The organism is Micromonospora kangleipakensis, from assembly GCF_004217615.1.
Classification (GTDB): domain Bacteria; phylum Actinomycetota; class Actinomycetes; order Mycobacteriales; family Micromonosporaceae; genus Micromonospora; species Micromonospora kangleipakensis.
Genome location: NZ_SHLD01000001.1, coordinates 3,981,403 through 3,994,898, shown reverse-complemented (window position 1 = coordinate 3,994,898; position 13,496 = coordinate 3,981,403). Strand labels below are relative to the sequence as shown.

12 protein-coding genes are annotated in these 13,496 nt (G+C 71.9%); all 12 read left to right on the top strand.

What is annotated here, in order from left to right; genetic code table 11:
• Window positions 1–33: 33 nt before the first annotated feature.
• The 12 genes from EV384_RS19200 (at window position 34) to EV384_RS19140 (ending at window position 13,337) form a co-directional block, all read left to right on the top strand.
• Window positions 34–915, top strand: coding sequence for a LysR family transcriptional regulator (locus tag EV384_RS19200; RefSeq protein WP_130335251.1), 882 nt, complete (start codon window positions 34–36; stop codon window positions 913–915).
• 4 nt (window positions 916–919) lie between these two features.
• Complete coding sequence (locus EV384_RS19195) at window positions 920–1,795, top strand: LysR family transcriptional regulator (protein ID WP_130335249.1); 876 nt, start codon at window positions 920–922, stop codon at window positions 1,793–1,795.
• 191 nt (window positions 1,796–1,986) lie between these two features.
• Window positions 1,987–3,513, top strand: a complete 1,527-nt coding sequence (locus tag EV384_RS19190; RefSeq protein ID WP_130335247.1) for a long-chain-fatty-acid--CoA ligase — start codon at window positions 1,987–1,989, stop codon at window positions 3,511–3,513.
• A gap of 305 nt (window positions 3,514–3,818) precedes the next feature.
• On the top strand, window positions 3,819–4,718 hold the full coding sequence (locus EV384_RS19180; RefSeq protein ID WP_242624157.1) for an SCO6745 family protein: 900 nt from the start codon (window positions 3,819–3,821) through the stop codon (window positions 4,716–4,718).
• 416 nt (window positions 4,719–5,134) lie between these two features.
• Complete coding sequence (locus tag EV384_RS19175; protein WP_130335245.1) at window positions 5,135–5,911, top strand: DUF1223 domain-containing protein; 777 nt, start codon at window positions 5,135–5,137, stop codon at window positions 5,909–5,911.
• A 536-nt stretch (window positions 5,912–6,447) separates the two neighbouring features.
• Window positions 6,448–6,780 (top strand): YciI family protein, encoded by a 333-nt coding sequence (locus EV384_RS19170; protein WP_423202907.1) that lies wholly within the window; start codon window positions 6,448–6,450, stop codon window positions 6,778–6,780.
• Window positions 6,768–7,949 (top strand): RNA polymerase sigma factor, encoded by a 1,182-nt coding sequence (locus EV384_RS19165; RefSeq protein ID WP_207232630.1) that lies wholly within the window; start codon window positions 6,768–6,770, stop codon window positions 7,947–7,949. The genes EV384_RS19170 and EV384_RS19165 overlap by 13 nt, the downstream gene beginning before the upstream one ends.
• 49 nt (window positions 7,950–7,998) lie before the next feature.
• Window positions 7,999–9,186, top strand: coding sequence for an MFS transporter (locus EV384_RS19160; RefSeq protein ID WP_130335241.1), 1,188 nt, complete (start codon window positions 7,999–8,001; stop codon window positions 9,184–9,186).
• A 724-nt stretch (window positions 9,187–9,910) separates the two neighbouring features.
• A complete protein-coding gene (locus tag EV384_RS34915) occupies window positions 9,911–11,191 on the top strand; it encodes a hypothetical protein (protein WP_165439983.1) in 1,281 nt (426 codons plus the stop codon).
• Between the two features lie 408 nt (window positions 11,192–11,599).
• Window positions 11,600–11,779 carry a hypothetical protein gene (locus tag EV384_RS36115; RefSeq protein ID WP_242624156.1) on the top strand — a complete coding sequence of 60 codons (180 nt, stop codon included), beginning with the start codon at window positions 11,600–11,602 and terminating at the stop codon, window positions 11,777–11,779.
• A complete protein-coding gene (locus EV384_RS37315; RefSeq protein WP_423202968.1) occupies window positions 11,722–11,949 on the top strand; it encodes a DUF4326 domain-containing protein in 228 nt (75 codons plus the stop codon). Before EV384_RS36115 ends, EV384_RS37315 begins: the two co-directional genes overlap by 58 nt.
• A gap of 35 nt (window positions 11,950–11,984) precedes the next feature.
• Window positions 11,985–13,337, top strand: a complete 1,353-nt coding sequence (locus EV384_RS19140; RefSeq protein ID WP_130335238.1) for a transaminase — start codon at window positions 11,985–11,987, stop codon at window positions 13,335–13,337.
• The last annotated feature ends 159 nt before the right edge of the window (window positions 13,338–13,496 follow it).

Below are 13,496 nucleotides of genomic sequence, written 5' to 3'. Positions count from 1 at the left end.
TGACCGGCCCCTAGCTGACTCATCGGGAGACCATTGGACGTCAGGCAGGTCTCCTACTTCCTCGCGGTAGCCGAGCACGGCGGCTTCAGCCGGGCGGCCTCGGCGCTCGACGTCGCCCAGCCGACGCTGTCGCAGTCGGTGCGCGCGCTCGAGCGCGAACTCGGCGCCGAGCTGTTCCACCGGGTCTCACACGGGTTGGTGCTCTCGTACGCGGGCAGGGCCTTCGTCGGCCCGGCCCGCCAGATGCTGCGCGGCATCACCGCCGCCCGCGAGGCGGTAGGGTCGCGCGAACCATCCAGCGCGGTCCTCGACCTGGTCACCGTGCCCGTCCTGGCGGCATACCCGGGGGCATCCCTGGTCGGCTCGTTCCGGCGCCTGAAACCGGACATCGTCGTACGGATCGACGAGCCGGAGACCGATGACGGCCTGCACATCCTCGTCCGGAACGGACACAGTGAGCTGGGCCTGGCGCACCTGCCCGTGCCGCACCTCGGGCTCCACGTGGTCGAGCTCGGCGTACAGGAGCTGTGGTTGGCGTTCCCGCCGGGCACCGACGTCGGCCCGGCTGACGCCGTGCCGCTGGCCCGGCTGCACGGCGCCGACGTCCTCGGGGTGCCGCGCGGAAGCTGGCAGCGCGACCACGTCGAGCAGGCGCTGCGCGAGCAGGGCGTCCGCACCCGGCTGGTGGTCGAGGTGGCGCATCGGGAAGCGCTCGTGCCACTCGTCCTCGGCGGCGCGGGCACCGCCTTCGTGGTGCGGGAGACCGCGCACGCGGCCGCCTCCCTCGGCGCTGTCGTGCGCCCGGTGGACCCGCCGCTGCGGCAGGCGTACGGGCTGGTGCACCGGCCCGGTCCACTGTCGCCGGCCGCGGGCGCGTTCTTGGCACACGCCCGCGCCGCATGTGGAGCGGGGTAGGTTGATGGTCGACCTGCGCCAGATGGAGTACTTCCTCGCCGTCGTCGATCACGGCGGCGTCACCCGCGCGGCTGCGGCCATCTGCATCGCCCAGCCATCCCTGTCGCAGGCGATCCGGGGCCTGGAACGCGAGCTCGGCATCGAGTTGTTCCACCGCACCGGGCACGGCCTGGTCCTCACCGCCGCCGGTGAGGCGCTGGTCGCCCCGGCTCGGCAGGTCCTCCGGGACGCCACCGCCGCCCGGGCCGCCGTCGCCGAGGTGGTGAGTCTGCGCGCCGGACGACTCGACATCGCCGCGCACGCCGCGCTGACCGTCGACCCACTCACCCCGGCGCTCGCCACCCTGCGGCGACGCTTCCCCGGCATTTCGGTGGGCGTGCGGGAGCCCCGCGATGACAAGGAGCTGGCCCGGCTGGTGCGCGACGGAAGCTGCGAGCTGGCCCTGACGTATCTGCCGATACCCGAGCTCGGGCTGCCGGTCTCGGAGCTCGGCTCACAGCAGGTGTGGGTGGTGCTGCCGCCCGGCACCCCCGCCGCCGACGGGCCGCTACCGGTGCGGGCGCTCCACGACACCCCGGTGATCGGCATCAAGGGGCACAGCGCGCTTCGCGCGACGGTGCTGGCCGCGCTCGCCTCGGCCGGTGTGCGGATGCGTCGCGCGGCGGTGACCCGGCACAGCGAGGCCGTCGTACCAATGGTCCTCGCCGGGGCCGGCACCGCGTTCCTGACCCGGTGGTACGCCGACGAGGCGGCCCGCGGCGGAGCGGTCGTGCGGGCGCTGGACCCGCCGATGGTCTGCCGGTTCGCGCTGGTCCACCGGCCCGGGAGGCTGTCGCCGGCGGCCCGGGCCCTGCTGGAGCTGCTGCGTCGACCAGGGTAGACCCGCCACGCCGTCGGCGAGCCGTGACGCCGCGGTCGCGGCGTAATGTGCGCCGGCCATAGCCGACGCCTATGGGGCGGGTGACGGCCCGTCTTTGATTTCGCCGGCCCGCCGGTCTTCGATCAGGGCACCCCGTCCACGTCCGGTCCGCGACGCCGTCCATCCCCTTCGACAGCGAGGAACCCCGCACCATGGCCCAACTGTCGCTGGCGTCCGTCCTGGCAGAAAGCGCCCGGCGCCGACCGCAGCATCCCGCGATCGTCTGCGGCGACGAACGCGTCACGTACGCGGAGCTGTGGACGCAGGCCCGGGGCTACGCGGCGGCGCTGGCCGAGCGGGGGGTACGCCCCGGTGACCGGGTCGCCCTGATGGCCGGGAACGTGCCCGACTTCCCGCGCGCCTACTATGCGATTCTCTCGCTCGGGGCGGTCGTGGTGCCGATCCACCTGCTGTTGACCGCCGAGGAGGTGGCGTTCGTCCTGCGCGACAGCGAGGCCCGGGTCGTGGTGCACGGGGTCGGCGACCCGGCGACGGCCGCGAAGGCGGCCGAGCTGGCCGGGATACCGGCGGTCCCGCTGGACCCGGCCGATCCAGATTCGCTGGTCGCGGCGGCCGCTCGCCTGGCGCCGACACCCGGGCTGGTGCCGACCGCGCCGGACGACGCGGCCGTCGTGCTCTACACCAGCGGCACCACGGGCCGGCCGAAGGGGGCGATCCTGACCCACCTCAACCTGACGATGAACGCCACCGTCAACGCCTTCGACGACCTCGGGGTGCGCGGCGATGACGTGATCCTCGGCTGCCTGCCGCTGTTCCACAGCTTCGGGCAGACCGCCGCGATGAACACCACGTTCCGCGCCGCCGCCACGCTGGTGCTCCAGCCGCGCTTCGATCCGACCCAGGCGTTGGAGCTGATGGTCGCGCAGGCCGTGACGGCGTTCCTCGGTGTGCCGACGATGTACATCGCGCTGGTCGACGCGGCCCGCAGGGGCGCCCCGCGCCCGTCGTTGCGGCTGTGCGTCTCCGGCGGCGCGTCGCTGCCGGTCAGTCTGCTTGAGGAGGTCGCGGAGATGTTCGCGACGACCGTCTACGAGGGTTACGGGCTGTCCGAGACCTCCCCCGTGGCGACCACGAACCAGCCCACCTTCGGCGCGCGTCCCGGCACCGTCGGCTGTCCCGTCTGGGGCGTCGACGTCGAGGTGGCCCGGGCCGACCTGGAGGGCCGGGTGGAGCTGCTCCCGCCGGGGGAGATCGGCGAGATCGTCATCCGCGGCCACAACGTCTTCGCCGGCTACCTCGGCCAGCCACGGGCGACCGCGGAGGCGATCGTGGACGGCTGGCTCCGTACGGGTGACCTCGGCATGCGGGACGAGGCCGGATTCGTCACGATCGTCGACCGGAAGAAGGACCTCATCATCCGGGGCGGGTTCAACGTGTACCCGCGGGAGGTCGAGGAGGCGCTGCTACGTCACCCGGCCATCGCGCAGGTGGCGGTGATCGGCGTGCCCCACCCTACGCACGGCGAAGAGGTGTGTGCGGTGGTCATCCCGGCGGCGGAGGTGACCGCCGACGAGATCGTCGAGTGGTCCCGTGAGCATCTGGGCCGGCACATGTATCCGCGGCGGGTGGAGTTCGTCGACCAGTTCCCGCTCGGGCCGAGCATGAAGGTGCTCAAGCGGGAGCTGCGGTGGCATTTCGCGCAGGACGCGAGGCCGTAACCCGTGCGGGAGATTCGGGATCTGGCGGTGCGCCATGGCCGGGCCGTACCCGCGCTGCGCGGGGTGTCGCTGCGGATGCCCACCATCGGCGTCGTGGCCGCGTTCCCGCAGCGACCGCGCCGGCGCGTGACGCCTGCCCTGACCCGCCAGCTGGCGACCGAGCCGGCAGCGACGATCCGGGTCAACGCAGTCGCCCCGGCGGTCGTGAAGACCAGGTCGCCACCGCACTGTACGAGGAGCGCGAGGCCGAGGTGGCCCAGCGCTACCCGATGAAGGGCAGTTCGGCAGTAACGGAAGGAGTTGCAGTGGTGCGATCCCCGCTCGACCCCGCGGTCGCCCGCGCCGCGTGGCGCCGCGCAGAGCCGATCCACGCCATGATCTATTTCGCCCCCGAGGCGCGGCAACGGTATGCCGCGCTCGGCCTGGACGGCCCGATGGGCTACTTCGCGTCACGGTCGGCCGCGTTCGGCACGGTACCGGCCGAGCCGGTCATCGCGACGTTCTTCAACTTCAAACCCGCGCTGGTGTACTCGGCACTGCCCGCCGCGTGGCAGCGAGCCGATCCGGCGGCCGTGCTTCGCGCCCGCCTCGACGCCGCGGACGCGGCGCTGCGCCGGGCCTTCACGGGCCTGCCGGGCGGAGCGCCGACCGGGGCGGCCATCACCGAGGCGGCCGGGCTGGCGCGGAGGGCGGCCGAGACCGCGTGCGAGCACCTACCCGGGCGTCCGCTGTTCGCCGCCCACGCGGCACTGCCGTGGCCGGACGAGCCACACCTCGTGCTGTGGCACGCGCAGACGCTGCTGCGCGAGTTTCGCGGCGACGGGCACGTGAACGCGCTGCTGGTAGCCGGTGTCAACGGTCTCGACGCGCTCGTGCTGCACGCCGCGACCGGCGAGGCGCCGGAGCGGTTCCTGCGCAGCAGCCGCGGCTGGACCAGGGACGAGTGGGCCGAGGCGGTGGACGGCCTGCGGTCCCGCGGACTGCTGGCCGCCGCCAGCGTCGACGCCGAGGACCTCGCGCTCACCGATGCCGGCCGGGAGCTGCGCCGGTCGGTCGAGGAGCGGACCGACGCCCTCGCCGAACCGGCCTACCGGGCGCTCGGCGAGGACGGCTGCGCACGGCTCGCGGAACTGGCACGCCCCCTCAGCCGCGCCGTCGTCGATGCCGGGCTGCTGGACCTGCACGCTACGCCCACTGAGCGATAACCGCCGGGAGGCAGCCTCCGGCGCGGGTCTGCTCGATGACGCCGCTTGGTGCTAGGTGTTCTGGCCAGGGAGGTTGGTCCAGGTCGTGTGGACAACACGACGTAATGGACGTGATGACGAAGGCCTCCGGTTGTGGACTGGAGCTGTCCAGAAACCGCCCCGGCAACCAGGGAGGCCTCCTCGGCGTCATGTCCAACCCGCACTACCTGGAAAAGCCCGCCGGGGCGAACCGCACCGGGTCAGCACGGTGTCCCGTACTGGATGTAGGGAAAAGCGGCCCTGCGCCGCACAACGCGACCGGATGACGGGAGACCGCCTGCCGGCCCAACCGCCACCGCGGCGACGGTGATCAGGCATGGTCGTGGCCGTAACGGGAATCGGAGAGCCGCCAGCAGCACTGACGGAGGAGACGCGCCATGACGGACCCATCGCGCACCGGGTCGAATCGTGCCCGCCCGCCAGATTCGCCGCTGCCGGCGCGGGACGTCGCGCCGGCGAGCGGCGGCTTCGCCGTCGTGGAAATGTTCACCTCCCAGGGCTGCTCGAGCTGTCCTCCGGCGGAGGAAGTGCTGACCGAGATCGAGCGCGACGCCCGGAAGCAGGGGCAGCCGGTCTTCGCCCTCGGATTTCACGTCGACTACTGGGACGACCTGGGCTGGCCCGACCGGTTCGCCGACGGGGCGTACACCGCGCGGCAGCAGGCGTACGCGCGCGCCTTCGGCTCCGGGCACTTGTACACCCCGCAGATGGTCGTCAACGGCACCGTCGAGTTCGTCGGTTCCGACCGTCGACGGGCGGCGACCGCGATCGCGTCCGCCCTGACGGCGGTAGCCACCACGCCGCTCACACTGTCGGTCGAGGACGCCGCCGGGGGCACGGGTGACGGGCGGGTGGTGGTGGACTACCAGACCGCGCGGCCGCCGGAGCGGGCGGTGTTGAACGTGGCGATCGTGGAACGTGGCCTGGAAAGCGAAGTCGCCCGGGGTGAGAACGCCGGGCGGACGCTGCGGCAGGACAACGTGGTGCGCGCCTTCACCTCGCTGGGTCTGGACACCGGGCGTGGACGGGTGGAACTGGAGGCGCCGGCAGATCTTGATCCGCGACAAGCCTCAGTGGTCGGCTACGTGCAGCACGACGGTGACAAGGCCATCGTCGGCGCCGCGGCGATCGACGTATCCGCCGAGGCCGAATGACGTTGGCCGGGTAGCTTCGTTGCGCCCGTGAGGAACTCAATGCCGGCCCGAACAATCGCGTCAATCACGTCCGGGCGCGAGTCCACACCGTCAGCCGTCAAGAACGAGCAATGCTCGATCGTGTCGACGCCCGCCGCGACGGCATACTCAATGCCCCGTACGCCATGGGCGTGCACCGCCACCGGCAACCCGTGCCGGGTAGCCCACGTTGACGAGCAACGAACAGGACCGGTCGTCCGGAGGACCGCACTCCCGGTAGACGAGCGCCGCGGGCAGGCGACACGGACAGTCTCGGCGCTCGACAGATCAAATGATCTTGCTGCGCCGTGACGAGTCTCGCGGCACCGCGGTCTGTACGGTGGCGGCCACCGGAGATCGGCCGCAGGAGCAGGCAACGTGACACCCTGATGACCCACATCGTCGGCGCCACGCCTCGGTCTCGGCCTTCGGGCCGATGCAGACACGATGGGGGCGGCTGTCGATACCGGGGTGTTGCCGTTCGTCGTCCTGCTAGACATGTGACGGAAGGAGGAGGCGTGCGGTATGTGATGCTGGTCTGCGTCGCCGAGGACGAGGAGCGCAACGCTGATCCGACGGCGTGGGTCGAGGAGATGCAGCGCCGCGGTGTCCGGCAGTCAGGCGACCGGTTGCGACCGATCCGCGACTCGACGACGGTACGGGTGCGAAACGGCGAGGTACTGGTCGCGGACGGGCCGTTCGCGGAGACCAAGGAGCAGATCGCCGGGTTCGACATCCTCGATTGCACGGACCTCGACGAGGCGATGGAGGTGGCGGCCAAGCACCCGGCGGCGCAGTTCGGGACCCTTGAACTGCGCCCGATCTGGGAAGGCCGGTTCTGGGAGACGTGAATGCTCCGGACGCGGTGGCCAGGGCCTTCCGTGCCGAGCGGCTGAGGGTACTGGCCACCGTCATCCGGTGGACCGGTAACTGGGAGCTGGCCGAGGAGTGCGTCCAGGACGCCTTTGAGGCGGCATTGTTGCGGTGGCCCGCTGACGGTGTACCCCGGAGCCCCGGCGCGTGGCTGACCACGACGGCGCGTAACCGTGCGCTCGATCGGTTGCGCCGCGCGAATGTCGAGGCGGCCAAGCTGCAGGAGCTTGCCGAGGCGCCGGACGCGGGCGACGACGAGTGGACCGACGACCGGCTGCGCCTCATCTTCACGTGCTGCCACCCTGCGCTGACGCTGGACGCGCGGGTAGCGCTGACCCTGCAGACGGTCGCTGGCCTGACGACCGAGGAGATCGCGCGGGCGTTTCTGACGTCGACCGCGACGATGGCGCAGCGGGTGGTCCGCGCCAAACGCAAGATTCGTGAGGCGGGCATCCCGTACCGGGTACCGCCGGCGGATCTGCTGCCGGAGCGTCTTACCGGCGTACTGGGCGTGCTCTATCTGCTGTTCAACGAGGGGTACTCCAGGCGCCGGGAGCTCGCCGGGGAAGCGATCCGGCTTGGCCGGCTGCTGGCGCGGCTGATGCCCACGGAGACCGAGGTGCGCGGGTTGCTCGCGCTCATGCTGTTGCAGCACGCCCGGGCGGCGGCGCGCACGGACCGAAACGGTGACCTGGTCCCGCTGGACGAGCAGGACCGTAGCCGCTGGGACCGCACCCTGATCGGCGAAGGTCGCGGGCTGCTCACGGGTACCCCCACGCCGTACCAGCTCCAAGCCGCTATCGCGGCCTGCCATGCCGCCGCGGCCACGGCGGCGGATACCGACTGGCCGCGCATCGCCTGCCTGTATGAGCAGCTCGTCGGGCTGACCGGATCGCCGGTGGTCCAGCTCAACCGGGCGGCTGCGGTCGCCATGGCCGAGGGTCCGCAGGCGGGCCTGCGGCTGGTCGATGCGCTTGCGGCGTCCGGTCGGCTCCAGGGGTACCATCTGCTGCCCGCCACCCGCGCCGACCTGCTGCGCCGGCTGGATCGGCGGGCGGAGGCGGCGACAGCGTACGAGCAGGCCATCGCGCTCGCGCCGACGGAGGTGGAGCGGCGCTTCCTGCGCCGCCGCCACGACGAGCTGTGACATAGCTCATGCGGGTCGAAGACCGGCCAGGGCGGATCGTCGACCGGGCATGACAACCACAACCGGCCGCTGGCCCGCGACCGCCGTCTTCTTCCTCAATGGACTGACGCTGTCGACCTACATCGTGCGGATACCGACGACGAAGGTGGTGTACCACCTGACCGACGGTCAGCTCGGCGTGCTCGGCGTGCTGTTCGCCGTCGCCGCGCTCGCCAGCATGCAGGCCGTCGGTACGCTGGTCGCCCGGGTCGGCAGCCGCCCCGTGCTGCGCGTGTCCCTTGCCGTGATGCCGGTACTGCTCGCGCTCATCGGCTGGGTCCACGGCGTCGCAGCCCTGGCCGCTGTCCTCACCGTCCTCGGCGCGGTACACGGCACGACGGATGCGGCGATGAACGCCCACGCGGTCGCTGCCGAGCGCCGCGCCGGCCGGCCCATCCTCAACGGCTGCCACGGCGCGTGGAGTGTCAGCGCGGTCCTCGCCTCGCTCATTACGGCTGGCCTCGCGCACGCCGGCGTCTCCCTGACCGTACACCTGACGGGCACCGCGATCGCGTTGCTCATCGGCGGGGTGGCGCTCGGCCCGTTCCTGCTACCTGCGAGCGTGGACCGGCGCCACGGCCGGCGCGCGGTACGCGGGCGCGTCGATTGGCGGGCCGGCTGGAGCCGGACCGTCGTGGCCCTGGGGTTGACCGGTACCGCCCTCATGGTCTGCGAGGGCGCCGTCCTCAGCTGGGGCGCGGTCTTCCTGCACGACATCCGCGGTGCGTCCCTGAGCATCGCCGCGGGCACCGTCACCGCGTACGCCGCCGGGCAGACCGGCGGGCGGCTGGTCGGCGACCGGCTCACTTCCCGGTACGGCCGCCAGCCGGTGTTCCGCACTGGCGGACTCGTAGCCGCGGCCGGGCTCGCCATCGCCGTGACAGCACCGCGCCCCGCCACCGCGGTCGCCGGGTTCCTCGTCGTCGGGCTCGGCAGCTCCGTATTGCTCCCGTTGACGTTCAGTGCGGTCGGGCAGGCCGGCGGCCAGCGGACCGCAACCTTCGTCGCGCGGTTCACCACGTTCACCTATGCGGGAATCCTGCTCGGCCCCGCACTCATCAGCGCGGCCGCCGAACTCGTCGGTCTCATGTGGACACTGACGACGCTGGTACCGATGCTCTGCCTGGTGTCCACGCTGACCCGCCTGCCGAGCCCCCCGCCGCGCGTTGAAGCAACCGCCTCGGCCGCAACCGCCTGATGTTCCCGACCAGGACAAACGCCGCCGGCGCCGCATGCGGCCCCACCACCTATCAACGCCTGATCAGGCCGGAACCATTCGAGACGGAACACGCCACGGTTGCCAGCCCGATACGTCACGCCTACACCACACTGACTGGGCGAAGCACAGGCGATGCGGTACGGCGTGCTGCTTGATCGAACGTCCTCATCTCGGCTACAGATGAGGACGTCCCCCGGCTGACCAGCGAGACCCACGGACGCTGAGGCCTTCAGGCCCTCCGAAGAGGTCACCGAGCAGGAAGCGCTGGTCAAGGCGTTGCGAGTGAGATCTGCGTTCCAGGACATGGGATGGCCGAGGGCGCCTCGACACCGTGACGCAGGGACGGATGTCGATCAGCCCACCTCGGCCGATGACCGCTGGAACCATCTACGGCGCCAGTGGGCAGCCGCTGGCCCTATAAGGGCTGCAGCTTGACCACCTCGGTCTTTGTAAGTGGTCTCCGGAGCGTTGCTGGTCCACTCCGCCACGTCAGCGTGACAACGCGACCGCCATGCTCCTCGTCGAGCTCTCCCAAGCGTCGCTGCCGCCGTGCATGCGGTGCCAACCGCTTGGTGGGTCTGCCCGTCGGCGCTTACCGTCTCGACCGACGCCCCGGCGCGGCTCAATCTTCTCCTATCGCAAACAAAGGGAAGCATCGATCCCGACGCGTTTCCTGGATGGCGCGCGAGCGGTTGTACCGGGCGTGACGGCGAAATCACCCGCCATCGACACGATCCCGTCGGCGGCGCTGCCCCGATGGCGCATCACCTGGGCGGAACGCGAGAACGACCGCCGACGCCACGCGCACGACGCCAGGACCGCGGCCTGGCACCGACGCAACGACCAACTGGTCCGACTGCAGCTCGAGGCCGCCGGGTTCCGCGGGTACACGCAGCCGCGTACCGGCCTGCCGGTGGACCTCGACGACGACGAGGTCGTCTACCGGGTGCTGCCGGCGGCGGAACTGGTCGAGGCCGAGGCACGGCACTTCTCCGGACTACCCACGCCGGGGCTGACCGTCGCCGCGACCAGCATCGATGCGCCCCGCGCCCTGCCGAGGGGCCTGCGGGTCGTCGACGCCGGCATGGCCGTCGTGACCAACCGCCGGGTGGCCTTCTCCGGGCGGGAAAACCGGCGGGAGTGGCCATACGCGGACATGGTGGGGCCCGCGCACCACCCCGACGTCCCCATCACCCTGCTGCACACCACCGACGGGAGTCGGCTCACCGGGCTGCTGGTGCCGATCGCCGCGACCGTGAACTTCCGCTTCTACCTCACCCTCGCCTTCGCCACCGCCACCGGGCAACGCACCGCCGTCGCCGCGCAGGTCGACGCCCTGCGCGACGCCCACCAGCGCGCTCGGCCGGCGCCACCGCCACCGGCCGAGCCGGACCATGCCCCGCTGACCGCGCTGCGTCCCGATCGTCGGGCGGCCGTCGTCGCCGCGGTCGTCGCGTTGACATTCGCGACGCTGCCTGCCGGCACGTTCGGGGCGGAGCACCCCGGCCTGCCGTACCCGGCAGACGCAGGCGCAGGCGGCATCGACACCACCACCGGCGCGCCGCACGCCATCGGCGCCAGCGCCCCGGGGAGCCCCGACAAGCCGGTGACTCCGGACAGCGGTACGGCCGCGTCGCTGACGGGTGCGCCGGCAACTCCGCCTGGCGGTGGCGCTCCGGGCGTAGCCGGACCGATCCCACGTCAACGTCCGACGAGTTGGGCCACCTCCGCCGCATCGTTGGTCGCGGCCACGGTTCCGGCCGCCCGTCCGGCCCCGACCACCGGGCTGGCCCCGACCACAAGTCCTGCTCCGACCACCGGTCCGGCCCCGACCACGACACCACCCGCAACCACGGATCCGACCACGGGACCGGCCCCGCCCACCGGGCGACCGTTGCCGGATCCCCCTCCGGTCAAGCCTTGCGTGGACCCCCCACGGCTGCCACTGGCGGAGCGGCCCCTCTGTCCACCAGCCACCCCCTGAGGCATCTCGCCTGCGTCGCGTGCCATCGGGGACCACCTGGAATCAGCGCGGCGCAGGAAGAAGCCCAGCTCAGGATGCTGTTCCGGGACTGGGGCTTCACACGTGGTCGCGGCCGGGACGTTCCGGTCGGCGTCAGGTGCGGGGCGCGGCACGGCGGCCCGAGCGTCGACGGTGCCCCACCCCTGCTTCGGCGGGGCAGACGCCGCGCAGGCCGGCGACCGGGGTGCGGGCGATCTGGATCAGCACCGGGTACAGGTCCTGAGACGGGACATGGCGGGTGCCCGCGGTCCGGAAATACTGTCGGCTCACCACATCGCAAGCGACGTCGACGGCGTGCCTCACCTGATCCTCGATGACAGCGACCGCGACTGAACAGGGTGGCGCATGACGTAAGGGAGGAGCCAGGTCGTGCAGGCAACCACGGTCGTCAACCTGAAGGGCCACCGCGATGACCCGGCGTACGCCGACGTGGTCTACGTCGGGCGCGCCATGTATCGCGGCCGGCCGAGCTCCTCGCCCTCCGCCCCGACCTGCGCGGGCGCAGACTCGGCTGCTGGTGCGTACCGGAACGCTGCCACGCTGAGGTGATCGCGGAACTCGCCGACTCCCTGCTGCCGCCCTCCGGGCACGATGCGGCGACCTCGCGGGGCGCGCGTGAGCGGCGGCGCCCCGCTCCGCCACCACAGTCCACCGCAGCTACCCGGCGGGCCACTGATTCGGTCGTCTCAGCCATGGTTAACCGACGTAATCGTTGGTAGCGTGAGGCTCCGCCGACGGATTCAGGAGTCACAGGATGCTCGACCGCACTCGCCTCACCGCGCTGCTGGCCCGCGAGCGGGCGACATTCGAAGACCGGCACCCCCGCTCGGCCGCCGCGTACGCCCGGGCCGACCACCTCTTCGGCCGGGTCCCGATGACCTGGATGAACAAGAGCGCGGCCGGCTTTCCCATTCACCTCGACCGGGCCCGCGGCGCACGGGTGAGCGACATTGACGGGCACGAGTACATCGATTTCTGCCTCGGTGACACGGCCGCGATGGCGGGGCACTCCCCGGCGCCGGTGGTCGAGGCCGTCACGCGGCGCCTGGCCGAGTTGGGCGGCGCGAGCACGATGCTGCCCACCGAGGAGGCCGCCGCCGTCGGCGCCGAGCTGGCCCGGCGCTTCGGGCTGCCGCACTGGAGCTTCACCCTCACCGCCACCGACGCCAACCGGTGGGCGATCCGGCTGCTGCGGGCCGTCACCGGACGACCGCGGATCCTGGTCAACAGCTACTGCTATCACGGGTCGGTCGACGAGTCGCTCATCGTGGTCGGACCCGACGGGCAGGCGCGCAGCCGCGAGGGGAACGTCGGCGCGCCCTACGACGTGACCCAGACCAGCCGGGTGGCGGAGTTCAACGACCTCGAGGGACTGGCTCGGGAACTTGCCCACGGCGATGTCGCCGTCGTGCTGATGGAACCGGCGCTGACCAACATCGGCATCGTCCTGCCCGAGCCGGGGTACCTGGCCGGTGTCCGGGAGCTGACCCGTGAGCACGGCACCTACCTCATCAACGACGAGACCCACACCTTCTCGGCCGGCCCGGGTGGCGCGACCGCCGCGTGGGGCCTGGATCCCGACGTCGTCACCATCGGCAAGGCGATCGGCGGCGGGATCCCCGTCGGGGCGTACGGGCTGTCCGCGGCGGTGTCGGCAGCGCTGAGCGGGCGCACCGACCTCGACCTGGTCGACATGGGTGGCGTCGGCGGGACCCTGGCGGGGAACCCGCTGTCGTTGACCGCCACCCGGGCCACCCTGGAGCAGGTGCTCACCGACGCGGCGTTCGCCGGGATGATCGAGGTAGCCACCGACTTCGCCACCGGCACCCAGAAGATCATTGACGAGTACGGCCTGCCCTGGTCGGTCAACCAGCTCGGCGCGCGGGTGGAGTACCGGTTCGTCTCCCCCGCCCCGCGCACCGGCGGAGAGTCGGCGGCGCACGCAGATGCCGACCTCGAGGATTACCTGCACGCTTACCTGGCCAACCGGGGCATCCTGCTGATTCCGTTCCACAACATGGCCCTGATGTGCCCGCAGACCACCACCGATGACGTGGCGCGCCACCACGAGGCGTTCGCCGATGCGCTCGGCGAGCTGATCGGCTGACCGCCGCGCCTGCCGCGGCAGGTCACCCGGCCAGGCGCCGCGCGTTGCGGGATCGGCTCGCCTGCTGCGGCGAGGATCCACAACGCCCACCGGACACACCCGGTGAACGTCAGTGGACACCGCACCAGGTCCAGTCATGCACGACAGGTCCGCTCGACC

Bases quoted from the DNA above. Each gene is read 5' to 3' on its own strand.
- EV384_RS19195 (WP_130335249.1), top strand. From the start codon at position 920: ATGGTCGACCTGCGCCAGATGGAGTACTTCCTCGCCGTCGTCGATCAC.
- EV384_RS19140 (WP_130335238.1), top strand. From the start codon at position 11,985: ATGCTCGACCGCACTCGCCTCACCGCGCTGCTGGCCCGCGAGCGGGCG.
- EV384_RS19175 (WP_130335245.1), top strand. From the start codon at position 5,135: ATGACGGACCCATCGCGCACCGGGTCGAATCGTGCCCGCCCGCCAGAT.
- EV384_RS19190 (WP_130335247.1), top strand. From the start codon at position 1,987: ATGGCCCAACTGTCGCTGGCGTCCGTCCTGGCAGAAAGCGCCCGGCGC.
- EV384_RS19160 (WP_130335241.1), top strand. From the start codon at position 7,999: ATGACAACCACAACCGGCCGCTGGCCCGCGACCGCCGTCTTCTTCCTC.